We start from the raw sequence: 25,057 nt of genomic DNA, 5'->3' as shown, positions 1-25,057 counted from the left end.
CCACCACTCTGCTTGATTGATGCGCCCCATCCAACGCTCCTAAGGTAGCTCCACGACAGCGAACCCGTGGAGTGGTCATGACAACAACAATATCCCCCGACTCGCGATGGACGCGGCGGCGCAGCGAAAAGCAGCGGCGTCTGGCGCAAGTGGCGAGTCTGGCTGACGGTGTGGTGTTGCCCACCGACAAAATCGTCGCGGCGCTTGAGGCGTTGATCCTGCCGGGCGACCGCGTGGTACTGGAGGGCAACAACCAGAAGCAGGCGGATTTTCTTTCGCGCTCCCTGGCCAAAGCCGATCCGGGCAAACTCCACGACCTGCACATGATCATGCCCAGTGTCGGCCGCTCCGAGCACCTGGACCTGTTCGAACGCGGGATCGCCCGCAAGCTCGACTTCTCTTTTGCCGGTACTCAAAGCCTGCGTATCAGCCAGTTGCTCGAGGACGGCCTGCTGGAAATCGGCGCGATCCACACCTACATCGAACTCTATGCGCGGCTGGTGGTGGACCTGATTCCCAACGTCGTGCTCTCCGCCGGTTTCATGGCCGACCGCGCCGGCAACATCTACACCGGACCGAGCACCGAAGACACCCCGGCGCTGATCGAACCAGCGGCGTTCAGCGACGGCATCGTCATCGTTCAGGTCAACCAATTGGTGGACGACGTCAGCGACTTGCCACGCGTCGACATCCCGGCCTCCTGGGTGGATTTCGTTGTGGTGGCCGACAAGCCGTTCTACATCGAGCCGCTGTTCACTCGCGACCCACGGCACATCAAGCCAGTGCACGTGTTGATGGCGATGATGGCGATTCGCGGAATCTACGAAAAACACAACGTGCAGTCGCTCAATCACGGCATCGGTTTCAACACTGCCGCGATTGAACTGATCCTGCCCACTTACGGTGAATCCCTCGGCCTCAAAGGCAAAATCTGCCGCAACTGGACGCTCAATCCGCACCCGACCCTGATCCCGGCGATCGAAAGCGGCTGGGTCGAAAGCGTGCATTGCTTCGGCACCGAACTGGGCATGGAGAACTACATCGCCGCCCGCCCCGATGTGTTCTTTACCGGGCGCGATGGCTCCCTGCGTTCCAACCGGATGTTCAGCCAATTGGCCGGGCAATACGCGGTGGACCTGTTCATCGGCGCCACTCTGCAAGTCGATGGCGACGGCCATTCTTCCACCGTGACCCGTGGTCGTCTGGCCGGTTTCGGCGGGGCGCCGAACATGGGCCACGACCCACGCGGCCGTCGCCACGGCACACCGGCCTGGCTCGACATGCGCCACACCGACGTCGCCGAACCGATGCTCGAGCGCGGCAAGAAACTCGTGGTGCAAATGGTCGAGACCTTCCAGGAGGGCGGCAAACCGACCTTCGTCGAAACCCTCGATGCCATCGAAGTGGCGAAAAAAAGCGGCATGCCGCTGGCGCCGATCATGGTCTACGGCGACGACGTCACCCACCTGCTGACCGAAGAAGGCATTGCCTATCTGTACAAGGCGCGTTCGCTGGAGGAGCGTCAGGCAATGATCGCTGCCGTCGCAGGCGTGACTGCTATCGGCCTGCGCCACAACCCGAAAGACACCGCACGCATGCGCCGCGAAGGCCTGATCGCCTTGCCCGAAGACCTCGGTATCCGTCGCACCGACGCCACCCGCGAACTGCTCGCCGCCAAAAGCGTGGCCGATCTGGTCGAGTGGTCCGGTGGCCTCTACAACCCGCCCGCCAAATTCAGGAGCTGGTAATGCACGCATTCAACCTGCAACCGAAAACCCTGACCCTCGCCGAGCGGCTGGCGGATATGGCGGTGGACGCGCTGATCGACGAAGCGGACTTGTCGCCGAAACCGGCGCTTGTCGACCGTCGCGGCAATGGCGCCCATACCGATTTGCACTTGGGGCTGATGCACGCTTCTGCACTTTCCCTTTGGCCAACCTTCAAGGAAATGGCCGAAGCCGCTATCGACATCGGCGAGATCGGTTTGCCGCTGCGCGAAGCCGTGGGCCTGATCGGTCGTGAAGGCGAGCAAGCGATGCTCGCGACCACCCAAGGCGTCAATACTCATCGCGGGGCAATTTGGGCATTGGGCCTGTTGGTCGCCGCTGCCGCGTTGCAACCCGAATCCACTGGCGCCGGTGCAATCACGTTGCGCGCTGCGCGGCTGGCCCTGCTCGACGATCGTTATGCGCCGCGTCCGCTCAGCCACGGTGCGCAAGTCGCCCAACGCTACGGCGCTCGCGGTGCCCGTGAAGAAGCGCAACTGGGCTTCCCGGCGGTGACTCAACGCGCTCTGCCGCAACTCAAGCGCAGCCGCGCCAACGGGCAGGGCGAACAGAACGCCCGGCTCGATGCGCTGCTGGCGATCATGACCAATCTGGCCGACACCTGTGTGCTGTACCGCGCAGGCGAGCAAGGCTTGCAGACCATGCAGATCGGCGCCCAAGCGGTGCTCGACGCAGGCGGCAGTGCCAGCCTCGCCGGTCGTCGTCGGCTGCATGAGCTGGACGAACAACTCATCGCATTGAATGCCTCGCCCGGTGGTGCTGCCGACCTGCTCGCAGCCTGCCTGTTCATCGACCGTGTCGAGTCGGGCGACAGCCTTATCCAGGGAGCTTTTTGATGGAAACCTTATCCTTTGAATTCCCCGCCGGACAGCCGCCACGCGGACGCACGCTGGTGGGTTGTGTCGGCTCGGGCGATCTGGAAGTGCTGATCCAGCCGGGTCAGGCTGGCAAGCTGACAATAACCGTGCAGACCTCGGTCAATGGCAGCGAACAGCGCTGGCAGCACTTGTTTGCGCGGATGTTCGACGGTCAGATGCCAGCGGCAATGGACATCGATATCCACGATTTCGGCGCCACGCCCGGCGTTGTACGCCTGCGTCTGGAACAAGGCTTCGAGGAGATCGGCCATGACTGACAGTGCAGCCTTGCTCAACAAACACAGTTTCGTCGAACTCGGGGCGCGGCAACGGGCGAAGGCCTTGCTCGACGAAGGTACTTTTCGTGAATTGATCGATCCGTTTCAGCGAGTCATGTCGCCATGGTTGTCGCGTCAGGGCGTCGTGCCGCAAGCCGATGACGGCGTGGTGATTGCCAAGGGCAGCATCGACGGATTGCCGGTGGTAATCGCCGCCATCGAAGGCGCTTTCCAGGGCGGCAGCCTCGGTGAAGTCGGCGGGGCGAAAATTTCCGGCGCGCTGGAACTGGCCGCTGAAGACAACCGCAAAGGCATTCCGACCCGCGCCGTGTTGCTGCTGGAAACCGGTGGCGTGCGTTTGCAGGAAGCCAACCTGGGTTTGGCGGCGATTGCCGATATCCATGCGGCGATTGTCGACCTGCGCCAGTACCAACCGGTGGTTGGCGTAGTCGCGGGCAGCGTTGGTTGCTTCGGCGGCATGTCGATTGCGGCCGGGTTGTGCAGTTACCTCGTGGTAACCCAGGAAGCGCGCCTTGGCTTGAACGGTCCGCAGGTGATCGAGCAGGAAGCCGGGTTGGAGGAATACGACTCCCGCGACCGTCCGTTCATCTGGAGCCTGACCGGTGGCGAGCAGCGTTTCGCCACGGGGCTGGCGGATCGCTACGCGGAAGACGACGTTGCGCAAATTCGCCAGCAGGTCGGTGAGTTGCTCAAGCAAGGTTTGCCGGCCCAGCAACGCAGCCGTCAGGCTGACCTGTACCTGCAACGGCTGGCGCGTCTGGACGCCGAACCGCAAATTGAACCGTCGGTGGTTCGCGACCTGTATCAAGGAGAGCGCTCATGAGCTCGTATTCCCTCAGAGGCTTGAACTGGTTCAACGCCTTGAGTGCCGATGCCAAACCGGTCGACGGTTTGCCGGCCTCGTTGAAAGTCGCCGATGGATTCCTGGCCGGGCAGCCTGTGCGGTTTATCGCCGTGGTGGCTGATCCTGACAACCGTTTCGTCCGAGCCCGCAATGGCGAAGTCGGTTTGCTCGAAGGTTGGGGTCTGGCCAAGGCTGTGGATGAAGTGATCACAGCCGATCAAGACAAACCGCAGAAACGCGCCTTGATCGCCATCGTAGACGTGCCGAGCCAGGCCTACGGTCGTCGTGAAGAAGCCCTTGGCATTCATCAGGCGCTGGCCGGCGCGGCGGACAGTTATGCCCGCGCACGTCTGGCCGGGCATGCCGTGATCGGTCTGCTGGTGGGCAAGGTAATGTCCGGGGCGTTTCTCGCTCACGGTTATCAGGCCAACCGCCTGATCGCCCTGCGTGATCCGGGCGTGATGGTGCACGCCATGGGCAAGGCATCGGCGGCGCGGGTGACTTTGCGCAGTGTCGAAGAACTGGAAACCCTGGCCGCCAGCGTGCCGCCGATGGCCTATGACATCGACAGCTATGCCAGCCTTGGTTTGCTTTGGGAAACCTTGTCGGTGGAGCAGATCGAGCAGCCGACTTCGGTGGATCTGGCGCGTGTGACTGACTGCCTGACACAAGCGATGGGCGATGTCGCGGAGAAGGGCGCTGATCTCAGCGGTCGCCTCGGCGCAACCAACCGCGCGGCATCGAGCAAGGTCCGCCAATTGCTGAGAGAGCAGTGGTGAACACGTTTCTGGCCCACGACCTGCTCTGGGGCATGACCCCGGCGCAGTTGCCTGCGGAGGCGCCTGCGTGGGCGATCGAATCGCTCAACGCCGGGCAACCAGTGGTGGTGCGTCGCGCGGTGTCGGCGTCGGATCGGATTGCGGTCGGCGTGCGTGGGCGTTTGCGTGAGCAGCGTTTTGCGACGTCGATGGCGATGGCTTCGATTAGCCGTCGAGTGACGCCAGAACAACTTTGCCACGTCGACATTGACCGCGACTTGCCGGCCCTCGAAGCCTTGGCGCAATTGCGTCCTGCACTCGATGCCTGCGGTTGGGTCTGGGGTGTCAGCGGCAGCGCCGGGTTTGAATTGGCCAGCGGGTTTGCAGCCCTTCATCAGGGCAGTGATCTGGATCTGATTTTGCGCACGCCACAACCTCTGGCGCGTGACCGGGCTCGGGAGTTGGTGGCGCTGCTCGATACGGCGTCGTGTGTGGTGGACATGCAATTGCAGACGCCGTTTGGCGCCGTTGCCTTGCGCGAATGGGCGGGTGCGTCGAATCGCGTGTTGCTGAAAAACGCCATCGAAGCCTGTCTGGTGACTGATGCGTGGAACCCGCAGGAGCAAGCAGCGTGAGCAGCTTGCTGGTGTTCCCTGGCCAAGGCGCGCAGCAGCCGGGCATGCTCCAGCGTTTGCCTCGGGAAATCCTGAGTGAGGCGAGCGATGTCCTCAGTGAAGACGTTTTGCTACTGGATTCCGCCGAGGCATTGCGGTCGACAAGGGCGGTTCAGCTTTGCTTGCTGATCGCCGGTGTCGCGGCTTCACGGCAGTTGTCGATGTCGCCGGATTACGTCGCGGGGCTTTCCATCGGCGCCTATCCGGCAGCGGTGGTGGCCGGTGCCTTGGGTTTCAGCGATGCGCTGCATCTGGTCAGCCTGCGCGGTGAACTGATGCAACGGGCGTATCCGCAGGGCTACGGCATGACCGCGATCATCGGTCTCGATCTGGCGACGGTAGAAGGCTTGCTGGCGCAGGTTCACAACGTCGACACACCGGTTTATCTGGCCAACATCAACGCCGATAACCAGGTGGTGATCGCCGGTAGTGACGTTGCGATGAAGGCAGTGGCCGAGCTGGCGAGAAGTCGTGGGGCAGGGCTGGCCAAGCGTCTGGCAGTGAGCGTGCCGTCGCACTGTCCGTTGCTGGAAACGCCTGCGAAAGCCCTCGCCGAAGCCTTCGCCAAGGTGTCACTGCAAACGCCGAAGATCGGTTATCTGAGCGGCAGTCGCGCGCGGCCGGTGATCAAGGTCGATGCGCTGCGCGACGACCTCGCCTTCAACATGTGCCGCGTGGTGGATTGGCGCGGCACCGTGCAAAGCGCTTATGAGCGTGGCGTACGCCTACAGATCGAACTGCCGCCCGGTGCGGTACTGACCGGGCTGGCGCGCCGGGTGTTCGAGCAAGGCACCGTGATTGCCTTTGACGGTGCGCGACTCGATACCCTGCAGGCGCTGATGCGTGAGGAGGGAACCCGCCACTCCTAAATCACCGACTCAGGCTTCGAACAACAAAAACAACATTCGACGATGCACTTTGAGGACAACAACAATGATTATCTACGGTGTGGCGTTTCTCGCCTTCTGTACCCTGGTAGGCATATTCATCGGTGAACTGCTCGGCAAGTTGATCGGCGTTCCGGCCAACGTCGGCGGCGTCGGCATTGCCATGCTGCTGCTGATCGGCCTGGGCAGCTACCTCAACAAAAACGGTTGGTTCAAAGGCAAGACCGAGCAGGGCGTGGAGTTCTGGAGCGCGGTCTACATTCCGATTGTCGTGGCGATGGCGGCCCAGCAAAACGTATACGGCGCACTCAAGGGCGGGCCGATGGCGATCCTGGCGGGGACCGTGGCGGTGGTGATTGCCTTTGCCCTGGTGCCGGTGCTGGTGCGTATCGGCAACAAACAGCCGACTTCGATCAATCCTGCGAAGACAGTGGGGTAATCGCCATGTACGAATCGATGATGAAGGTGATTACCGGCTACGGCCTGATCAGTGGTTTTTTGGTGGTCGGCGTGACCATGTGGGTGTCCTACTGGATCTCCAACACGTTCACCAAAGGTCGTCTGCACGGTTCGGCCATTGCCATTCTGCTTGGGCTGGTGCTGTCCTATGTTGGCGGCGCGTTGACCGGTGGCCAGAAGGGCGTGGTGGACATTCCATTGTTGTCCGGGATCGGTCTGTTGGGCGGCGCGATGCTGCGGGATTTTGCCATCGTTGCCACGGCATTCGGCGTGAGTGTCGATGAGCTCAAGCGTGCCGGGTTTGTCGGTGTTCTGGCGTTGTTTGTCGGCGTGGGTACCTCGTTCATCGCCGGTGTCGCGGTGGCGATGGCGTTCGGTTACACCGATGCGGTGAGCCTGACCACGATCGGCGCAGGCGCCGTGACCTACATCGTCGGCCCGGTGACCGGAGCGGCCATCGGTGCCAGCTCAGAAGTCATGGCACTGTCGATTGCAGCGGGACTGATCAAGGCGATTCTGGTGATGGTGATGACACCGTTCGTGGCACCGATGATCGGCCTGAACAACCCGCGCAGTGCAGTGATTTTCGGCGGCTTGATGGGCACTTCCAGTGGCGTGGCCGGTGGCTTGGCGGCAACTGATCCGAAGCTGGTGCCTTATGGGTGCCTGACGGCGGCGTTCTATACCGCGCTGGGTTGTCTGCTCGGGCCTTCGCTGCTGTTTTTGATCATGCGTGGGTTGTTGGGCTAAGGACGCCATCGCGGGCAAGTTGGATCGCCGCACCGCCACTCCCACAGGGACAGCGCAGTACCTGTGGGCGCGTGGCTTGCCCGCGATGCAGGCGACTCGGTTTCATGCCTGCCGATTGGCATACATCCGACACTCCGCCAGCAACGCCAGCAGGTTCGGATCGCGCTCCTTGGCTTTCAGAAACACCACGCCGATGTGCTGCTGCAACCGGTACTTTTCCTGCAACGGGATCAGCTTCACCCGGTTCTCGTACACCGCCGCAATCCTCCCCGGCAGCAACGCATAACCCACGCCTGAGCTGACCATGCTCAGCAGGGTGAAGATGTCGTTGACCTGCATCGCCACCTTCGGCTCAAACCCTGCCTGCTCGAAAACCCGCTTGCCGTCCTGGTGCGTGGCGAAGCCCTGGGTCAGGGTGATGAAGGTTTCATCGCGCACTTCCGCCAGGTCCACTTCGGATCGTTGCGCGAACTTCGAATCGGCCGGCGTGGCGAGGAAAATGTCATCGGAGAACAGGGGAATCTGCTCGCAGTCAGGGTCGTTGACGCTGTCGTCCAGCGACACCAGGATCGCATCGACTTCCATGTTCTTGAGCTTGTAGAGCAGGTCGATATTGGAGCCCAGAATCAGATCGATGTTGAGCTCGCTGCGACGGATCTTCAGGCCCATGATCAATTGCGGTACGGTCTTCACAGTCAGCGAATACAGCGAGCCCAACTTGAAGCGTTCCGCGGAAAACCCGGCAGCCTCGCGGGTCAGGCGCACGCTTTCGACCACGTCCTGAATCAGCTTCTGCGCTCGTTCTTCCAGCACAAAAGCACTTTCCAGTGGCGTCAGGTTGCGGCCCTCGTGCTTGAACAGCGGGCAACGCAAGGCGCTTTCCAGAGAGTGGATCGCCCGGTGTACGCTAACGTTGCTGGTCTGCAACTCGGCGGCGGCGCGGGCCAGGTTGCCGGTGCGCATGAAGGCCAGGAACACCTCGAGTTTTTTCAGGGTCAACTCTTCATCGATCAGCATGGGGTGAACTCTTTTTGGAATGACCCGATTGTGCACGCACGCGGGTTGTTGTAGGAGCTTTGTAGGAGCTGTCGAGTGAAACGAGGCTGCGATCTTTTGATCTGTGCTTTGAAAAACAACCTCAAAAGATCGCAGCCTCGTTTCACTCGACAGCTCCTACAGGGGACGCGTTGTACAGAAATATTGCGCTTTTAAGCTTCAGACCTGAGCCTTGTGTGTTGTGGTAGCGATTTTCGAGGAAAGCAACCGATGTATCACGGGGAAAGATTGAACGCCTGGACGCATTTGGTCGGGGCGGTGGCGGCGACGGTCGGTGTGGTGTGGATGCTGGTGATCGCCAGCATGGACGGCAGTCCGTGGAAGATCGTCAGCGTGGCGATCTACGGGTTTACCTTGATGTCGCTCTACAGCGCATCGACCGTTTACCACAGTGTGCGCGGGCGCAAGAAAGCGATCATGCAGAAGGTCGATCACTTCTCTATCTACCTGTTGATCGCGGGCAGCTACACGCCGTTTTGCCTGGTGACCTTGCGCGGACCATGGGGCTGGACGCTGTTCGGGATTGTCTGGGGGCTGGCGCTGATCGGCATTCTGCAAGAGATCAAGCCGCGTTCGGAAGCGCGCATCCTGTCGATCGTGATTTATGCGGTGATGGGCTGGATCGTGCTGGTGGCGGTCAAGCCATTGCTGGCGGCGCTGGGGGGCGCCGGGTTCGCCTGGCTGGCGTCGGGCGGCGTGTTGTACACAGCGGGCATTATCTTTTTTGCCCTGGATCATCGGTTGCGGCATGCCCACGGCATCTGGCATCTGTTTGTGATCGCCGGGAGCTTGCTGCACTTTGTGGCGATATTTTTTTATGTGTTGTGAAGATCAAGAGATCGCAGCCTTCGGCAGCTCCTACAGAAATCTGTGTAGGAGCTGCCGAAGGCTGCGATCTTTTAGAATCTAGAAATCCCCCCAAAGCTGCTGGGCCACCGCCAATGCCACCACCGGTGCGGTCTCGGTACGCAACACCCGCGGACCGAGGCGGGCGGCATGAAAACCGTTGGCCTTGGCTTGTTCGACTTCGGCGTCGGACAACCCGCCTTCGGGGCCGATCAGGAACGCCAGCGTCGCAGGCTTGGCATGGCTCACCAACGGCTCGGCGACCGGATGCAGTACCAGCTTCAATTCAGCTTCAGTCTGTTTCAACCAATCAGCCAACAGCATCGGCGGATGAATCACCGGCACCCTTGAACGACCACACTGCTCGCACGCGCTGATCGCCACCTGACGCCAGTGCAGCAGGCGTTTGTCGGCGCGCTCGTCTTTCAATCGCACTTCGCAGCGCTCGCTGAAAATCGGCGTGATTTCGCTGACGCCCAGTTCGGTGGCTTTCTGAATCGCCCAGTCCATGCGCTCGCCCCGGGACAGGCCCTGACCGAGGTGGATCGGCAACGGCGATTCGATCTGACCGGCGAATTGCTCATCGATCTGCACCACCACGCGTTTCTTGCCGACTTCCACCAGCGTGCCGCGAAACTCGTGGCCGGAACCGTCGAACAGTTGCAACGCATCGCCCTCGGCCATGCGCAGTACGCGACCGATGTAATGGGCCTGGGCCTCGGGCAATTCGTGCTCGCCGGTGCTCAGGGGGGCGTCGATGAAGAAGCGGGACAGTCTCATTTTGGTTCTCTGGAAAGATGTGAATCAGTTGAATCGGTGTCGACTTCATTCGCGAGCAAGCCCGCTCCCACTGGGAAATGCATTCCAATGTGGGAGCGGGCTTGCTCGCGAAAGCGGCAGTCCAGGCACCACAAATGATGGATAAATACAATCAACCCGGATCACGGAACCCCGGATGGAAATCCTTCGGCACTGCCACGCTGACGCTATCACGCGTGGCGATGTCGATGCCTTCACTCGCCACTTCGGCCAGGAAGTCGATCTGCTCCGGCGTAATCACATACGGCGGCAGGAAATACACCACGCTGCCCAATGGACGCAGTAAAGCACCACGTTCCAGCGCATGCTGGAACACCTTGAGGCCGCGGCGTTCCTGCCACGGATACGCTTCTTTAGTCGCCTTGTCCTTGACCATCTCGATGGCCAGCACCATGCCGGTCTGGCGCACTTCGGAAACGTTCGGGTGATCGACCAGATGCGCGGTCGACGAGGCCATGCGTTGGGCCAAGGCCTTGTTGTTCTCGATGACGTTGTCTTCTTCGAAGATATCCAGCGTCGCCAACGCCGCCGCGCAGGCCAACGGGTTGCCGGTGTAGCTGTGCGAATGCAAGAACGCGCGCAAGGTCGGATAGTCGTCGTAGAACGCGCTGTAGACCTCATCGGTGGTGATGCATGCCGCCAGCGGCAGGTAGCCGCCGGTCAGGGCCTTGGACAGGCACAGGAAGTCCGGGCGGATGCCAGCCTGTTCGCAGGCGAACATCGTCCCGGTGCGGCCGAAGCCGACGGCGATTTCGTCGTGGATCAGGTGCACGCCATAACGGTCGCAGGCTTCACGCAGCAGCTTGAGGTACACCGGGTGATACATGCGCATGCCGCCGGCGCCCTGGATCAGCGGCTCGACAATGACGGCGGCAACACTGTCATGGTTCTCGGCCAACGCCTGTTCCATTGCGGCGAACATGTTGCGCGAGTGTTCTTCCCAGCTCATGCCCTCGGGACGCATGTAGCAATCCGGGCTCGGCACTTTGATGGTGTCCATCAACAGCGCTTTGTAGGTTTCGGTGAACAGCGGCACGTCGCCCACCGACATCGCCGCCATGGTTTCACCGTGGTAGCTGTTGGTCAGGGTGACAAAACGCTTTTTGTTCGGCTGGCCGCGATTGAGCCAGTAGTGAAAGCTCATTTTCAGCGCGACTTCGATGCAGGACGAACCGTTATCGGCGTAGAAGCACCGGGTCAGGCCTTCTGGCGTCATCTTCACCAGACGCTCGGACAGTTCGATCACCGGCTGATGGCTGAAACCGGCGAGGATCACGTGCTCGAGCTGATCGACCTGATCCTTGATGCGCTGGTTGATCCGCGGGTTGGCGTGGCCGAACACGTTGACCCACCAGGAACTGACCGCATCGAGGTAGCGTTTGCCTTCGAAATCTTCGAGCCAGACGCCTTCACCACGCTTGATCGGGATCAGCGGCAGTTGTTCGTGATCTTTCATCTGGGTGCAGGGATGCCACAGCACCGCGAGGTCGCGTTGCATCCACTGATTATTCAGGCCCATTTTCTCTCTCCTCGAGGCGGTCCGCGGCAGGCGCGAACAAACAATCGCGCAAGCCTATGCAATGCATCGCGCGGGGACAACCCATTGTGTCGATTGAGCTACTTTGTATAGGCCGATAGACGCTGCTGGCGGGCGTTTGAAGGCTGACGTATCCTTCGCGGTTCTTGAGCTGTCTGGCTCGCAAAACCGCTATTTTTTCGTGTATTTCCGGAGTTCGCTGAATGTCTGTCGGTTGGCTGCGCGCCTGTGCGCTGGTGATGTTGGGGCTGTTCAGCGTGTCTGCGCTGGCCAAGGATAAAACCGCGATCGTGATCGGCGGCGGGGTCTCGGGCCTCACGGCGGCGTATGAGCTGCAGAACAAGGGCTGGCAGGTCACGCTGCTGGAAGCCAAACCGAGCCTGGGCGGTCGCTCCGGCATGGCCACCAGCGAGTGGATCGGCAACGACAAGACCCAACCAGTGCTGAACAAGTACGTATCGACCTTCAAGTTGAGCACCACGCCAGCCCCTGAGTTCGTGCGCACCCCAAGTTATCTGATCGATGGCGAGTATTTTTCCGCCGCTGACCTGACGACCAAGCAACCGGCCACTGCCGAAGCGCTCAAGCGCTACGAAAAGACCCTGGACGATCTCGCGCGCTCGATTGACGACCCGCTGAACCCGGCCGCCAACAGCACGCTGCATGCGCTGGACCAGATCAACGTGTCCAACTGGCTGGATCGCCTGAATCTGCCCGCCACCGCCCGTCAGCTGGTGAACCAGCAGATTCGCACCCGTTATGACGAACCTTCGCGCATCTCGCTGCTGTACTTCGCTCAGCAGAGCCGCGTCTACCGTGGTGTTTCCGACCGTGACCTGCGGGCTTCGCGTCTGGTCGGTGGCAGCCCGGTGCTGGCCCAGGCCTTCGTCAAACAGCTGAAAACCATCAAGACCAGCTCGCCGGTCTCGGCGATCATCCAGGACAAGGACAGCGTTACCGTCAAAGTCGGCAGCGTCGGCTATCAGGCTGACTACGTAGTACTGGCTGTGCCATTGCGCGCCCTGAACAAGATCCAGATGACCCCGGCGCTGGACGCGCAGCACCTGGCTGCGATCAAGGGCACCAACTACGGTTGGCGCGACCAGATCATGCTGAAGTTCAAGACCCCGGTATGGGAGCCTAAGGCGCGCATGTCCGGCGAGATCTTCAGCAACGCCGGCCTTGGCATGTTGTGGATCGAGCCAGCCCTGAAGGGTGGCGCCAACGTGGTGATCAACCTGTCCGGCGACAACGCCCGCGTGATGCAGGCGTTCGGCGACAAGCAGATGGTCGATCAGGTGTTGATTCGCCTGCATGCGTTTTATCCACAGGCGCGCGGTTCGTTCACCGGTTATGAAATCCGTCGCTATAGCACCGACCCATCGATGGGCGGCGCGTACCTGGCCTTCGGCCCGGGCCAGATCAGCAAGTTCTGGCGCTTGTGGGAACGTCCGATTCAGCGCGTAGCCTTTGCCGGCGAACACACTGACACCTTGTACCCGGGCACTCTGGAAGGCGCATTGCGTACCGGTCAGCGTGCGGCCAGTCAGGTTGAAGATCTGGCGGCGGGCAAGTCGTTCGAGCCGGAAAAAGTGGCCCCGGTGGCGGCGGCTGCAGCGGCAGGCGCGGGCGCGGCGGCGGCGAAGAAGGGCAACTTCTTCACGAACCTGTTCGGCGGCTCGGATGACGAGAAGAAGCCAGAGCCAGCCAAGACGCCTGAGCCGGTAGCACCGGCCCCTGCACCTGCTCCGACGCCAGCCCCGGCCGCTGCTCCGGCGCCGGTTGAAGCGCCGAAGCCTGCGACGCCAGTGAAAGCCGAGCCTGCGAAGAAAGCTCCAGCCAAGACCCCGGCGAAACCGGCAGCCAAAACCGAGGCCAAAAAAGCCCCGGCCAAGGCTCCGGTCAAGAAGGCTGAACCGGCGAAGAAGCCAGCAGCCAAACCGGCGGCGACTACTGAGAGCAAGGCTCAGTAACGGTCAGATGTAGAAAAGCGCGGCCCAAGGGTCGCGCTTTTTTTGTCATCAAAATGAGATATCTCGGCGTTGTCTGCCAGTCCTACACGCCTCAGCGGTACATCAGAGACTTCCCACAAGCGAATCAGAAGGGAATGATGGGTCGCGTTTGATCTTGAACTCTATGCTCTTCAGAAACTGGAGAGCATATGAAAGAACTGACATTGATCATCCTATTGATAGCCCTTTCCGGTTGTGCAAATGCCGAGCTATTTACCGAGGAGTACAGCCGGAGATACCGCCAAGAACTGGCATTTAAATGCGATATGGATCCTTACAGTCCTGACTGTTTACAGCCCCCTCCCGTGTACCACAACTAGGAAGGGCGAGACCGTTGAGTCCATGTCTCCGTAAAGTTCAGGCAAAAAATGCGCGGCTCAAAAGCCGCGCTTTTTTTGCCTGGAGAAAAATCGGAGATAGCCATCGAATAAACCTTTTGATACAGGTGTTCTCTGGTTTGTATTCACTTTTTTTCACAATTTCGACTTTAATCTTTCCTTAACTCGCTTGCTTCAGACTCTTGATCGGTTTTCTCGATATTTCAAAGCGAAATTTTCGGCTTTAATTCGATAGATAACTCGATAGTCTTGGGCCAGCACTTACAGGGATCTAGGCAATGCAGCTACGAAACTCTACTTCCCGCTACGGCTGGGTCAGCATTTTCATGCACTGGGGCGTGGCGCTGGCGGTTGTCGGTCTGTTCGCGTTGGGGTTGTGGATGGTCGGTCTCGACTACTACAGCACCTGGCGTAAAGACGCGCCGGACCTGCACAAGAGCATCGGCCTGGTGTTGCTGGGTGTGATGCTGCTGCGGGTGTTGTGGCGTTTTGTCAGTCCGCCGCCGCCGGCCTTGTCCAGCTACAGCCGCATGACGCGCCTCGGCGCCAAGTTCGGCCATGGCTTTCTGTATCTCAGCCTGTTCGCTGTGATGATTGCCGGTTACCTGATTTCCACCGCAGAAGGTGTCGGTATCCCGGTGTTTGGTTTGTTTGAAGTGCCTGCACTGGTGTCCGGACTACCGGACCAGGCAGATACCGCTGGCGTGATTCACCTCTACCTGGCATGGGTGCTGGTAATTTTTTCCGGCCTCCATGCGTTGGCAGCATTGAAGCACCACTTTATCGACCGTGATGTGACCCTCAAGCGAATGCTGGGTCGCAAAGCTTGAAGTTCAACCTCGACTCCAAAGGAAAACAAAGCATGTTGAAAAAGACTCTGGCCGCTCTGGCAATCGGTTCCGCCCTGTTGTCCGCCGGTAACGTAATGGCCGCTGACTACGTGGTCGACAAAGAAGGCCAGCACGCCTTCGTTGACTTCAAGATCAGCCACCTGGGCTACAGCTACATCACCGGTACTTTCAAGGACATCGACGGCAAGTTCAGCTTCGACGCTGCCAAGCCTGAAGCCAGCAAGATCGAGTTCAACGTGAACACCGCCAGTGTGTTCACCAACAACGCCGAACGTGACAAGCACATCGCCAGCAAAGATTTCCTGAACGCCAGCAAAGCCACATTCGTTTCCACCAGCGTCAAACCTACCGGCAAAAACGCCGATGGCAAGGACACTGCTGACGTGGCTGGCGACCTGACTATCCTCGGTGTCACCAAGCCAATCGTGGTCAAGGCCACTTTCCTGGGTGAAGGCAAGGATCCATGGGGCGGCTACCGTGCAGGCTTCGAGGGTAACTTCAGCCTCAAGCGTTCCGATTTCGGCAAGCAGAAAGACCTGGGCCCATCGTCCGATGCAGTTGAAATGTACGTGACCTTTGAAGGTGTTAAAGCGAAGTAATGCTGAGACTGTAGGAGCTGCCGCAGGCTGCGATCTTTTGATCTTTTAAAAGATCGCAGCCTGCGGCAGCTCCTACAAAAGCACTTTGCAGCACATACAAAAATGCCCCGATTCTCACGAATCGGGGCATTTTTTATTGCAGCGATAAATCAGCGATTGCGGGTCAGCAATGCCGGTTTTTCACCGCGAGGACGGCTTGGCAGTTGATCAAGCTGCTCAGGTGTCGGGAAGCGGTCAGCCTTCGACTCCTTGTGCATGATCTTCGGCGCAGGACCGCGCGGGTTCTGCACGGCCGGTTCCGAACGTGGCTGATCGTCACGGGCCGGGCGGCGGTTGCGCGACGAGTCTTCGCGACGGGCCTGGCCGTCACGTGGTGCACCGTTGCGTGGGCCGCTGCGCTTGGCGGGTGGCGTACCGGTGGTGGCGCCATCGCTGCTGCGTGGACCGCTCTGGCGACCCTGTGGCTTGCCGCCACGTGGCGCGCCCGAACCTGCAGCCGTGCCTTGTGCCGAAGCACCCGGACGACGGCCACGGCCCTGGGCCGGTTTCTGCTGCGGGACGTAGTCGACGCGGTTACCGAAGTTATCGACATCATCGTCCAGGAACTCGTCCGGCGCACGGTCAGCAGCGGCGCGTGGCGGCTGGCTTGGCTGACGCTGTTCACGGGCCGGAGTGCCTTCGCGAGGCTTCTGCTGACGGGCTGGACGCTCGCCGCGTTCGCCCGATGCCGGTTTTTCCTTGCCCTTGTCCTTGCCTTTGTCCTTGCGACCGCTACCGCCGCCACCGCCATTCGGACCGTCGCCGCGCGGGCCACGTGGATTGCGCGGGTTGCGCATGTCCGGACGCTCGCGTACTTCAGGTTTTTCCGCTTCGATGGTGCTGGCATCGAAGCCCATCAGGTTGCCGTCGGCGATTTTCTGCTTGGTCATGCGTTCGATGCTTTTCAGCAGTTTTTCTTCGTCCGGAGCCACCAGCGAGATCGCCTCGCCCGAACGACCGGCACGGCCCGTACGGCCGATACGGTGAACGTAGTCTTCATCGACGTTCGGCAGTTCGAAGTTGACCACGTGAGGCAACTGGTCGATATCGAGACCGCGCGCAGCGATGTCGGTGGCAACCAGGATGCGCACGCTACCGGCCTTGAAGTCGGCCAGGGCTTTGGTGCGGGCGTTCTGACTCTTGTTGCCGTGGATCGCGACGGCGCTCAGGCCGTGTTTGTCCAGGTACTCGGCCAGGCGGTTGGCGCCGTGCTTGGTGCGGGTGAACACCAGCACCTGTTCCCACGCACCAGCGGTGATCAGGTGCGCCAGCAGCGCACGCTTGTGGCTGGCATGCAGACGGAACACGCGCTGTTCGATACGCTCGACCGTGGTGTTCGGCGGCGTGACTTCGATGCGTTCCGGGTTGTGCAGCAGCTTGCCGGCGAGGTCGGTGATGTCCTTGGAGAACGTCGCCGAGAACAGCAGGTTCTGCCGTTTGGCCGGCAGACGGGCCAGGACCTTCTTCACGTCATGGACGAAGCCCATGTCGAGCATGCGGTCGGCTTCGTCCAACACGAGGATTTCCACGTGGGACAGGTCGACGCTGCCTTGGCCGGCGAGATCGAGCAAGCGACCAGGGCAGGCTACCAGCACGTCTACGCCACGGGACATGGCCTGAACCTGCGGGTTCATGCCGACGCCGCCGAAGATGCAGGCACTGACGAACTTCAGGTCACGGGCATAGACCTTGAAGCTTTCGTGCACTTGCGCCGCGAGTTCGCGAGTGGGGGTCAGGACCAGTACGCGCGGTTGGCGCGGGCCGTGACGCTGGGATTTGTCCGGGTGACCGTTAGGGAACAACCGCTCCAGAATCGGAAGGGCGAAACCGCCGGTTTTACCAGTACCTGTCTGTGCCGCGACCATCAGGTCGCGACCTTGCAACACGGCGGGAATGGCCCGCTGTTGCACCGGAGTAGGCTCGGTATAGCCCGCCGCCTCGATGGCGCGGACTAAAGCCTCGGAGAGACCGAGGGAAGCAAAGGACATGAGTAATCCTGTTTTAGTTAGGGCTTGGCCCAATGGGAGTCTTGCCTGGCGCGAATAGCGTTTAAGAGGACGCAATCCCGTCCGGTCCTGCTTCGGTCTCGAAGGCTCGTCTGGAGCGCTCGCGCGGGCTGAAAAGCTGCGCTGTAGCGGGGTCGAGATGCCTTGAACGATTCCGAGCGTCCGGGCGTGAGCCTGGCGGGAAGGCCGGAGTATAACAGAGCAATCACTGCGCGCCGCTTTCCTGCTGCTCAACGGTTTTTGCACGTATAGCCGTGGCGCTTGCGGGACTCACGGTAGCGCTGGGATCTGCGCCGTAGCGGGCGCTCAGCTCCGCGTAGGCCGGTTCGCGCTTGAAGCGCTTGAGTTCCGCACCGAAGCGTTGCACCAGCAAATCCATGCCGGCATTGCGGCGTACCGCCAGAAACTGGCTTTGCTGGCTGATGATGGTCGGGTTTTCAGTGATCTTGTCGCGGATCTTCAGCTCGTCGAGCAAATGCTGGCCGACCCGGCGGTCGGTGATCAGCAGGTCGATTCGTCCGCGCACCAGTTTGCCGAAGTTGGCTTCATGGCTCGGTGCCGGTTCGCGGGTGAACAGTGTCGAGTCCCTGAAATCCTGGCTGTAGAGGTAGCCTGGCGAGGTGCCGATGGTCAGGCCGCGCAGTTCGTCGAGGGTGCGAAACGGGTGCGGGCGCTCGTTGGCGTAGAACATCACGAACTGGACTTCCGAGAGCGGCTCGCTGGGGTAGAGCAGTGTCGCATCGCGCTCATCGCTGTGAAAAATGTCCAGCGCGCCATCGGCCTGACCGGTTTCGAGCATCGACAGGCAACGTTTCCACGGCAGGAACTGCCATTCCACTTCGATGCCCAGGCGCTTGAAGACGATCGCCGTGGTTTCGTAGTCCAGGCCCAGGGCTTTGCCGTTCTCCTCATAGACGTAAGGCGCCCACGGTTCCGTGACAATGCGCAGCTTCTCGCCCCAAGCGGTGAAGCTCAAGCAAGTAAAAAGCACAACGGTGAGCAACTGGGCAATGGCGGGCATGGCCTGAGGTTAGTATGCCTATCGCCTAATGAGAAGCTCTGGCGTGCATGTTTAACCGCTGTGTTGGGCAGATTGCGTGCGACTTCTCTATTTGCTTGGAGAATTGAGCAAGTGATCGTGGATTGCCTCGCGCCGCTGCCCAAGAATCAGCTTGACCAGGCCATTGGTGAACCAATCTTCGAGCAAATGCCGGCAAACCGGGGTGCCAAGGCGTTCCTGCTGGTTTTGCAGGGCCTTTTCCCACCAGACCGGCCCGCAGGCTTTGTCGAATTCGTTGGGATGCTCATAGCAACCATAGAGAATTTCACGAATGAACTGACGCAGATGTGCGGGCAGTGCCAGGGTGATGATCTTGTAGAGCATCCGCTGGGATCGTGGTGGCCGTGGAAGCCGGGCCGATACGCGACGGGTGTCGTTCAGGGCTGCCTGGCTGGTCGGTTGCGCGGCATGTTTGACCACCCAGGCCTTGACCTTGGCCCTGAACAATTGCTTGCGGCTCCAGTAGTGATGGATCAGGTCCGGACACTTCTTGACCTCCAGCGTCCGATAGGCCGCCACCGACAGACAGAACTCTTCGAGGGTGTAGGCGCCTTGCGCGGAAGGGAACAACTCGTCGATCAGCGCGATCGAGCGATCCAGCACGTGAATATCCTGGCGGTGCAAACCGATGACGCCCGAGTTGAGCAGCATCATTTGATCGTCAGCCAGGCCTTTTTCCATGAGCGTGGCCGACAGTGCGCTGTAGAGCACGTTTTCTTTGTTGTTGCCGTAGTGGGTGTAGTAGTCGTTGCACAGCAGAGTGCCGGGTTGCACGCGTTCAAACAGCTCGAGCGGCGAGCTGTGGAAGAACGTGTCGGTGTCGATCAGCAGCGCGGTTTCGGCCTCTTCGAGCACCGTACGCAAAGCGACGTGCTTGGCGCGGAAATGATAGCCGTGGGGTTCGTTCCAGCGTCGGCGTGTTTCTTCGTCGAGCGCGCGCACGCGCACCGGCAGGTGTTCATAGGGCTGCGGGTTGTCGCTGAAGACCTGGATGTCGAGCGCCGCATCGGGTGTTTCACGCAACCAGCTCAGGGCACTGGAGATACTGAACACGGCTTCCTGATGGTAAGTCTCGGAGCCGAAAACCAGGTAGACGAGTTGTGGGCGTGACGTCGAAGGGGCGGTCATCATTGAACTACAGCGTTCCGTGGGTTCGTTTAAAAGTAAAAAGCCCTCCGAAGAGGGCCCGCGTACCTGTGTGGAGACGATCAGCGCGGTAGCTTCAGGTTGTTCCACACGGCCAGGCTGGCTTCTGCCTGGTTCAGGGTATAGAAATGCAAACCGGGTGCACCACCTTGCAACAAACGCTCACACATTTCGGTGATGACCTGCTCACCAAAGCGTTGAATGCTTGAAGTGTCATCGCCGTAGGCTTCCAGTTGCTTGCGGATCCAGCGCGGAATTTCCGCACCGCAGGCATCGGAGAAGCGCGCCAGTTTGCTGTAGTTGGTGATCGGCATGATCCCCGGAACGATCGGGATGTTCACGCCCAGCGCCCGTACGCGATCCACGAAGTAGAAATAGCTGTCGGCGTTGAAGAAGTACTGAGTAATCGCACTGTCGGCGCCAGCCTTGGCCTTGCGCACGAAGTTGGCGATATCGTCTTCGAAGTTGCGCGCTTGCGGATGCATTTCCGGGTAAGCGGCGACTTCGATGTGGAAATGATCGCCGGTCTCTTCACGAATGAATTCGACCAGGTCATTGGCGTGGCGCAATTCACCGCTGGCCATGCCCATGCCTGACGGCAGGTCACCGCGCAGGGCGACGATACGGGTGATGCCGGCGGCCTTGTACTGGCTCAGCAGGCCGCGCAAGTCGTCCTTGCTGTCGCCCACGCAAGACAAATGCGGTGCGGCAGGGATTTTGACTTCGCTTTCGAGCTGCAACACGGTGTTGAGGGTGCGATCACGGGTCGAACCGCCAGCACCATAGGTGCAGGAGAAAAAATCGGGGTTGTAGGCAGCCAACTGACGAGCAGTGACGAGCAGCTTTTCATGCCCAGCATCGGTCTTCGTAGGGAAGAACTCGAAACTGTAGCGACGATCTTGGGACATGGTCATATCCTTGGAAACACGTAAGCCGGGCGCGTGCCCCTTGTAGGAGCTGCCGCAGGCCGCGATCTTTGAAGATCAAAAGATCGCAGGCTACGCCAGCTCCTACAAGAAGCGTTCAGTCAGCGACTGTTAGTAACGGTAAGCGTGCGGCTTGAACGGACCTTCGACCGTCACGCCGATGTAGTCGGCCTGGGTCTTGGTCAGTTGAGTCACGACGCCGCCGAAGCCACGGACCATTTCCAGGGCCACTTCTTCGTCGAGTTTTTTCGGCAGTACTTCAACGGTCAGGCGCTCGGCTTTCTGGGCTGGCGACAGGTCGGCGTACTTCTGGCCGAACAGGAAGATCTGCGCCAGAACCTGGTTGGCGAACGAACCGTCCATGATGCGGCTTGGGTGGCCAGTAGCGTTGCCCAGGTTAACCAGACGGCCTTCGGCCAGCAGAATCAGGTAGTCATCATTCTGCGGATCGAAATCGCCAGCGCCGGTACGGTGGATCTTGTGAACCTGCGGCTTCACTTCTTCCCATGCCCAGTTCTTGCGCATGAAAGCGGTGTCGATTTCGTTGTCGAAGTGGCCGATGTTGCAGACAACAGCACGCTTCTTCAGGGCTTTGAGCATGTTTGCGTCGCAAACGTTGACGTTACCGGTGGTGGTCACGATCAGGTCGATCTTGCCCAGCAGCGCTTTGTCGATGCTTGCTTCAGTACCGGTATTGATACCGTCGATGAACGGCGAAACCAGTTCGAAACCGTCCATGCAGGCTTGCATGGCGCAGATCGGGTCGACTTCGGAGACTTTGACGATCATGCCTTCCTGACGCAGGGACTGAGCGGAGCCCTTGCCCACGTCGCCGTAACCGATGACCAGCGCTTGCTTGCCGGACAGCAGGTGGTCGGTGCCGCGCTTGATCGCGTCGTTCAGGCTGTGACGGCAGCCGTACTTGTTGTCGTTCTTGGATTTGGTCACCGAGTCGTTGACGTTGATGGCCGGGATCTTCAGCTCGCCTTTGGCCAGCATGTCCAGCAGGCGGTGTACGCCGGTGGTGGTTTCTTCGGTCACGCCGTGGACGCGATCCAGCACCTGTGGGTACTTCTTGTGCAGCAGCTCGGTCAGGTCGCCGCCGTCGTCGAGGATCATGTTGGCATCCCAAGGCGCGCCATCCTTCAGGATGGTTTGCTCCAGGCACCACTCGTACTCTTGTTCGGTTTCACCTTTCCAGGCGAAAACCGGGATGCCGGCAGCGGCGATGGCAGCAGCAGCCTGGTCCTGAGTCGAGAAAATGTTGCAGGACGACCAGCGTACTTCGGCACCCAGGGCAACCAGGGTTTCGATCAGCACGGCGGTCTGGATGGTCATGTGGATGCAGCCGAGAATCTTCGCGCCCTTGAGCGGTTGCTCAGCGGAATACTTGTTGCGCAGACCCATCAGGGCTGGCATTTCGGATTCGGCGATGATGGTTTCGCGACGGCCCCAGGCAGCCAGGGACATGTCGGCGACTTTGTAATCGGTAAAATCTGCAGGCGTGATAACAGCGCTCATGAAGAGCCTCCATTCGTAATGTATGCGAATGGGCGCCGTTGTGCGTTTAGTGTCCGGCCGAGGCCAGGCAACGCCCCATCCGAGCCTGACAGGTTGAACCTGCTGCAGCGCCCCTCGGACAGGTGGCGGGAAAACGGTAGCAAGTGGAAGTTACCGTTTTGAAACGGGGGCGATTATAGCGGGCTATGCTGATCTTCCAAAGGGTTTCTGTTGGTCAATGTCCGAACGGTAATCGAGGTCATAGTCGATGCTTGATAGAGCTCTGGCGCGGGCTCTGCCATGATTGCGGGCATCAATCGGCAAGACGGTCAGGAGTGAATATGAATTTCCACACCCGCAAATGGGTTAAACCCGAAGACCTCAACCCCAACGGCACGCTGTTCGGCGGCAGTCTTCTGCGCTGGATCGACGAAGAAGCGGCGATTTACGCCATCGTTCAGTTAGGCAACCAGCGTGTCGTCACCAAGTACATTTCTGAAATCAACTTCGTCAGTGCTTCGCGTCAGGGCGACATCATCGAGCTGGGCATCACCGCCACCGAATTCGGTCGCACCTCGATCACCCTGACTTGCGAAGTGCGCAACAAGATCACCCGCAAAAGCATCCTGACGGTGGAGAAGATGGTCTTCGTCAACCTGGGTGAGGACGGCTTGCCTGCGCCCCATGGCCGGACCGAGATCAAGTACGTCAAGGACCAGTTCAAGGATGACGGCAGCGTCGAATAATTCGAGGATGACGAACGGAATCTGAACCGCGCGGGTCGTAACTACATCGCACGCCAGCGGTTCAGGAGTTCCATGGACACTCGAAAAGACGGCAAGACCCCCGATCTCTCGGCAAAAGAACAGCACGAGGTCGAAAAAAACCAGCCACCGCGCGCGGCGGTGCTGCACGAAATCATCCGTACCCAAGGCGATAAGGAACTTGAGCGCAGCGTCGCCGCGCTGTGGTGGTCAGCGTTGGCGGCTGGCCTGACCATGGGCCTGTCGCTGATGGGGATGGGTTTGCTCAATTCCCGCTTGCCCGATGGCGAAGGCTTCAAAGTGATTGCGAGTTTTGGCTACTGCGCCGGTTTTCTCGCAGTGATCCTCTCCCGTCAGCAACTCTTTACCGAAAACACCCTGACCGCCGTACTGCCGATCATGAGCAAACCCACGATCGGCAATTTCGGCCGGTTGCTGCGGCTGTGGACGGTGGTGCTGTTCGGCAATCTCTGCGGCACGTTGCTGGTGGCTTACGTCATGCTGGAACTGCCGATTTTCGACAGCAAGACCGACGTGGCTTTCCTCGACATCGGCCGCAAGGTCATGGAAAACCATGCCAGCCAGATGTTCGCCAAGGGCATTATTTCCGGCTGGATGATCGCCACCATGGTCTGGATGATCCCTTCCATGGAGAGCGCCAAGATGTGGATCATCATCCTCATCACCTACTTCATGGCGCTGGGGGATTTCACCCACATCGTGGTGGGTTCGCTGGAGGTCTCCTATCTGGTATTCGCCGGTGAATTGCCCTGGCAGGATTTTTTTCTGGTGTTCGCAGGCCCAACGCTGGCGGGCAACATCATCGGCGGCAGCTTCATCTTTGCGCTGATCAGTCATGCGCAGATTCGCAGTGAAAGCGGGCCACCCTCCGGTAAAGCGTGATGAATGTTGAGGGTGTACTCGCGGATACCAGTCTCAGGCTTCGATTGACGGTCTGTTCGGTTCGTCGGCGGGTACGCTATCAGGCGCCTTCAACTGGCCCTCCCAACGGGCGATCACCAGAGGCGCGAGAGCATTGCCCAGTACGTTAAGCGCCGTGACCGGCATGTCCATCAATCGATAGACGCCTGCGATGATCGCCACGCCTTCCACCGGTAGGCCTGCCGCCGTCAGGGTTGCTGTCAGGATGATGAACATGAATCCAGGCACTCCTGCGGCTCCCTTTGATGTCAGGACCATGATCAGGACCAGCATCGCCTGATCAGCCAGACTCAGGTCAATTCCATAGGCTTGTGCGATGAACAGGGTGCCCAGCGCTGCGAAAAGAGATGCACCGTCCAGATTGAATGAGTAACCCAGCGGAATGACCATGCTGGTAATAGGGCGTGGTGCGCCATAACGCTCCATTTTCTCGATCAGTTGTGGCATCACCGTAGCGGAAGCTGCACTGCTATAGGCCAGCAGCAATTCACTACGAATTTCGCGCAATAGATGGAAAAAACCGACCCCCGCCATCCTGGCCACAGATCCCAGCACGCATACCGCAAACAGCAGCACGGCTACATAGGTGATGCCGATCAGTTTGGCCAGCGGCAACAGGGCGCCGAGACCAAAGCTGGCGACAGTCACCGCAATCAGTCCGAAAATTCCGATCGGCGAGTAGTGCATGACAAGGTGAGTGACTTTGAACATGGTGTCGGAAATGCTCTGCATGACGCTGATCAGAGGGCGTTTCTGTTGCTCCGGCAGCATCGACAATGCGCTGCCGAACAGAATTGCGAAGAACAACACTGAGAGTAACTTGCCTTGGGACATGGCCAGCACAATGTTGTCCGGCACAATGGCCACCAGGACTTGCCCCAGGTTTTGCGTTCCTTGGCCGGAGGCCAGGCTGGTCACGGGTGCTTGTAAAGAGCTGCTGAAGTCCGCTCCGGAGCCAGGCTGGAACACATTGCCGACAATCAGTCCAAATACGATCGCAATGCTGGTAATCGTAAAGAAATACACAAACGTCTTTATTCCTACCCGGCCCAGAGCCCTCGTATTGCCAGCGCCGGCGATGCCGACCGTCATGCAGGCAAACACCAGTGGTACAACGATCATCTTCATCAACTTGATGAACAAGTCTCCTGCCGGTTGCAGAAGATTGGCGATGAACCACGTTTTTTGTTCGGGAAATTGATTGAGCAGTACGCCAACGATCACGCCGGCGACAAGCCCGATCATGATGCGGGTGACAAGGCTTGTTGATTTTGTTGCAGTCATCTGGATACCCCTTGTTG

The 25,057-nt window shown here is 59.8% G+C and carries 24 protein-coding genes and 1 riboswitch; of the genes, 15 read left to right on the top strand and 9 right to left on the bottom strand.

Annotated elements, in window-relative coordinates:
- Nucleotides 1-77: 77 nt before the first annotated feature.
- The 9 genes from mdcA (at nucleotide 78) to madM (ending at nucleotide 7,315) form a co-directional block, all read left to right on the top strand.
- Nucleotides 78-1,748 (top strand): malonate decarboxylase subunit alpha, encoded by a 1,671-nt coding sequence (gene mdcA, locus ACM110_RS10245; RefSeq protein WP_416127679.1) that lies wholly within the window; start codon nucleotides 78-80, stop codon nucleotides 1,746-1,748.
- Nucleotides 1,748-2,623 (top strand): triphosphoribosyl-dephospho-CoA synthase, encoded by an 876-nt coding sequence (locus tag ACM110_RS10240; protein WP_416127678.1) that lies wholly within the window; start codon nucleotides 1,748-1,750, stop codon nucleotides 2,621-2,623. Before mdcA ends, ACM110_RS10240 begins: the two co-directional genes overlap by 1 nt.
- Nucleotides 2,623-2,922, top strand: coding sequence for a malonate decarboxylase subunit delta (locus tag ACM110_RS10235; protein ID WP_416127677.1), 300 nt, complete (start codon nucleotides 2,623-2,625; stop codon nucleotides 2,920-2,922). The genes ACM110_RS10240 and ACM110_RS10235 overlap by 1 nt, the downstream gene beginning before the upstream one ends.
- Nucleotides 2,915-3,766, top strand: coding sequence for a biotin-independent malonate decarboxylase subunit beta (locus ACM110_RS10230; protein ID WP_416127676.1), 852 nt, complete (start codon nucleotides 2,915-2,917; stop codon nucleotides 3,764-3,766). Before ACM110_RS10235 ends, ACM110_RS10230 begins: the two co-directional genes overlap by 8 nt.
- A complete protein-coding gene (mdcE, locus tag ACM110_RS10225) occupies nucleotides 3,763-4,566 on the top strand; it encodes a biotin-independent malonate decarboxylase subunit gamma (protein WP_416127675.1) in 804 nt (267 codons plus the stop codon). Before ACM110_RS10230 ends, mdcE begins: the two co-directional genes overlap by 4 nt.
- Complete coding sequence (locus ACM110_RS10220) at nucleotides 4,560-5,180, top strand: malonate decarboxylase holo-ACP synthase (protein ID WP_416127674.1); 621 nt, start codon at nucleotides 4,560-4,562, stop codon at nucleotides 5,178-5,180. Before mdcE ends, ACM110_RS10220 begins: the two co-directional genes overlap by 7 nt.
- Nucleotides 5,177-6,088, top strand: coding sequence for a malonate decarboxylase subunit epsilon (gene mdcH / locus ACM110_RS10215; RefSeq protein WP_416127673.1), 912 nt, complete (start codon nucleotides 5,177-5,179; stop codon nucleotides 6,086-6,088). Before ACM110_RS10220 ends, mdcH begins: the two co-directional genes overlap by 4 nt.
- A 64-nt stretch (nucleotides 6,089-6,152) precedes the next feature.
- Entirely contained in the window at nucleotides 6,153-6,545 is a 393-nt protein-coding gene (gene madL, locus ACM110_RS10210) for a malonate transporter subunit MadL (RefSeq protein WP_338583659.1), read from the top strand.
- Nucleotides 6,546-6,550: 5 nt separating this feature from the next.
- On the top strand, nucleotides 6,551-7,315 hold the full coding sequence (madM, locus tag ACM110_RS10205; protein ID WP_416127672.1) for a malonate transporter subunit MadM: 765 nt from the start codon (nucleotides 6,551-6,553) through the stop codon (nucleotides 7,313-7,315).
- Between the two features lie 102 nt (nucleotides 7,316-7,417).
- Here the strand turns inward: madM and ACM110_RS10200 are convergent, their stop codons facing one another.
- Nucleotides 7,418-8,332: a LysR substrate-binding domain-containing protein gene (locus tag ACM110_RS10200; RefSeq protein WP_416127671.1), complete on the bottom strand. Its 915-nt coding sequence runs from the start codon at nucleotides 8,330-8,332 to the stop codon at nucleotides 7,418-7,420.
- Nucleotides 8,333-8,581: 249 nt separating this feature from the next.
- Between ACM110_RS10200 and trhA the strand changes: the two genes are divergently transcribed.
- A complete protein-coding gene (gene trhA, locus ACM110_RS10195; RefSeq protein WP_416127670.1) occupies nucleotides 8,582-9,199 on the top strand; it encodes a PAQR family membrane homeostasis protein TrhA in 618 nt (205 codons plus the stop codon).
- A 78-nt stretch (nucleotides 9,200-9,277) separates the two neighbouring features.
- Here trhA and ACM110_RS10190 read toward each other — a convergent pair whose 3' ends face one another.
- On the bottom strand, nucleotides 9,278-9,997 hold the full coding sequence (locus tag ACM110_RS10190) for a 16S rRNA (uracil(1498)-N(3))-methyltransferase (RefSeq protein ID WP_416127669.1): 720 nt from the start codon (nucleotides 9,995-9,997) through the stop codon (nucleotides 9,278-9,280).
- A 151-nt stretch (nucleotides 9,998-10,148) separates the two neighbouring features.
- On the bottom strand, nucleotides 10,149-11,555 hold the full coding sequence (locus tag ACM110_RS10185; RefSeq protein ID WP_338583654.1) for an adenosylmethionine--8-amino-7-oxononanoate transaminase: 1,407 nt from the start codon (nucleotides 11,553-11,555) through the stop codon (nucleotides 10,149-10,151).
- Between the two features lie 221 nt (nucleotides 11,556-11,776).
- Here ACM110_RS10185 and ACM110_RS10180 point away from each other — a divergent pair, with 221 nt between their 5' ends.
- From ACM110_RS10180 to ACM110_RS10170, 3 genes are all read left to right on the top strand, one after another.
- Entirely contained in the window at nucleotides 11,777-13,546 is a 1,770-nt protein-coding gene (locus ACM110_RS10180; RefSeq protein ID WP_416127668.1) for an FAD-dependent oxidoreductase, read from the top strand.
- Between the two features lie 655 nt (nucleotides 13,547-14,201).
- Nucleotides 14,202-14,753, top strand: coding sequence for a cytochrome b (locus ACM110_RS10175; RefSeq protein WP_416127667.1), 552 nt, complete (start codon nucleotides 14,202-14,204; stop codon nucleotides 14,751-14,753).
- Nucleotides 14,754-14,785: 32 nt separating this feature from the next.
- Nucleotides 14,786-15,373, top strand: coding sequence for a YceI family protein (locus ACM110_RS10170; protein WP_416127666.1), 588 nt, complete (start codon nucleotides 14,786-14,788; stop codon nucleotides 15,371-15,373).
- Between the two features lie 149 nt (nucleotides 15,374-15,522).
- On the opposite strand, the gene ACM110_RS10165 is transcribed toward ACM110_RS10170, so the two are convergent.
- The 5 genes from ACM110_RS10165 to ahcY form a co-directional block, all read right to left on the bottom strand.
- Complete coding sequence (locus tag ACM110_RS10165) at nucleotides 15,523-17,400, bottom strand: DEAD/DEAH box helicase (RefSeq protein WP_416127665.1); 1,878 nt, start codon at nucleotides 17,398-17,400, stop codon at nucleotides 15,523-15,525.
- Nucleotides 17,401-17,623: 223 nt separating this feature from the next.
- Entirely contained in the window at nucleotides 17,624-18,439 is an 816-nt protein-coding gene (locus ACM110_RS10160; protein ID WP_416127664.1) for a substrate-binding periplasmic protein, read from the bottom strand.
- An 87-nt stretch (nucleotides 18,440-18,526) separates the two neighbouring features.
- On the bottom strand, nucleotides 18,527-19,609 hold the full coding sequence (locus ACM110_RS10155; protein ID WP_416127663.1) for a hypothetical protein: 1,083 nt from the start codon (nucleotides 19,607-19,609) through the stop codon (nucleotides 18,527-18,529).
- Nucleotides 19,610-19,686: 77 nt separating this feature from the next.
- On the bottom strand, nucleotides 19,687-20,532 hold the full coding sequence (gene metF, locus ACM110_RS10150) for a methylenetetrahydrofolate reductase [NAD(P)H] (RefSeq protein WP_416127662.1): 846 nt from the start codon (nucleotides 20,530-20,532) through the stop codon (nucleotides 19,687-19,689).
- A 129-nt stretch (nucleotides 20,533-20,661) separates the two neighbouring features.
- Nucleotides 20,662-22,071 (bottom strand): adenosylhomocysteinase, encoded by a 1,410-nt coding sequence (ahcY, locus tag ACM110_RS10145; RefSeq protein WP_416127661.1) that lies wholly within the window; start codon nucleotides 22,069-22,071, stop codon nucleotides 20,662-20,664.
- A 23-nt stretch (nucleotides 22,072-22,094) separates the two neighbouring features.
- A riboswitch (S-adenosyl-L-homocysteine riboswitch) is annotated at nucleotides 22,095-22,193 on the bottom strand.
- Nucleotides 22,194-22,391: 198 nt separating this feature from the next.
- On the opposite strand from ahcY, the gene ACM110_RS10140 reads away from it, so the two are divergent.
- Both ACM110_RS10140 and ACM110_RS10135 read left to right on the top strand, forming a co-directional pair.
- Nucleotides 22,392-22,796: an acyl-CoA thioesterase gene (locus ACM110_RS10140; protein ID WP_338583642.1), complete on the top strand. Its 405-nt coding sequence runs from the start codon at nucleotides 22,392-22,394 to the stop codon at nucleotides 22,794-22,796.
- Nucleotides 22,797-22,868: 72 nt separating this feature from the next.
- Nucleotides 22,869-23,717, top strand: a complete 849-nt coding sequence (locus tag ACM110_RS10135) for a formate/nitrite transporter family protein (protein ID WP_416127660.1) — start codon at nucleotides 22,869-22,871, stop codon at nucleotides 23,715-23,717.
- 33 nt (nucleotides 23,718-23,750) lie between these two features.
- Here ACM110_RS10135 and ACM110_RS10130 read toward each other — a convergent pair whose 3' ends face one another.
- Nucleotides 23,751-25,040 (bottom strand): cation:dicarboxylate symporter family transporter, encoded by a 1,290-nt coding sequence (locus tag ACM110_RS10130; protein WP_416127659.1) that lies wholly within the window; start codon nucleotides 25,038-25,040, stop codon nucleotides 23,751-23,753.
- Between the last annotated feature and the right edge of the window lie 17 nt (nucleotides 25,041-25,057).

Source organism: Pseudomonas sp. NFX98, assembly GCF_047784845.1.
Taxonomy (GTDB): Bacteria; Pseudomonadota; Gammaproteobacteria; order Pseudomonadales; family Pseudomonadaceae; genus Aquipseudomonas.
Note: the sequence above shows the minus strand (reverse complement) of the source record. Positions and strands in the feature narration are given on the sequence as shown.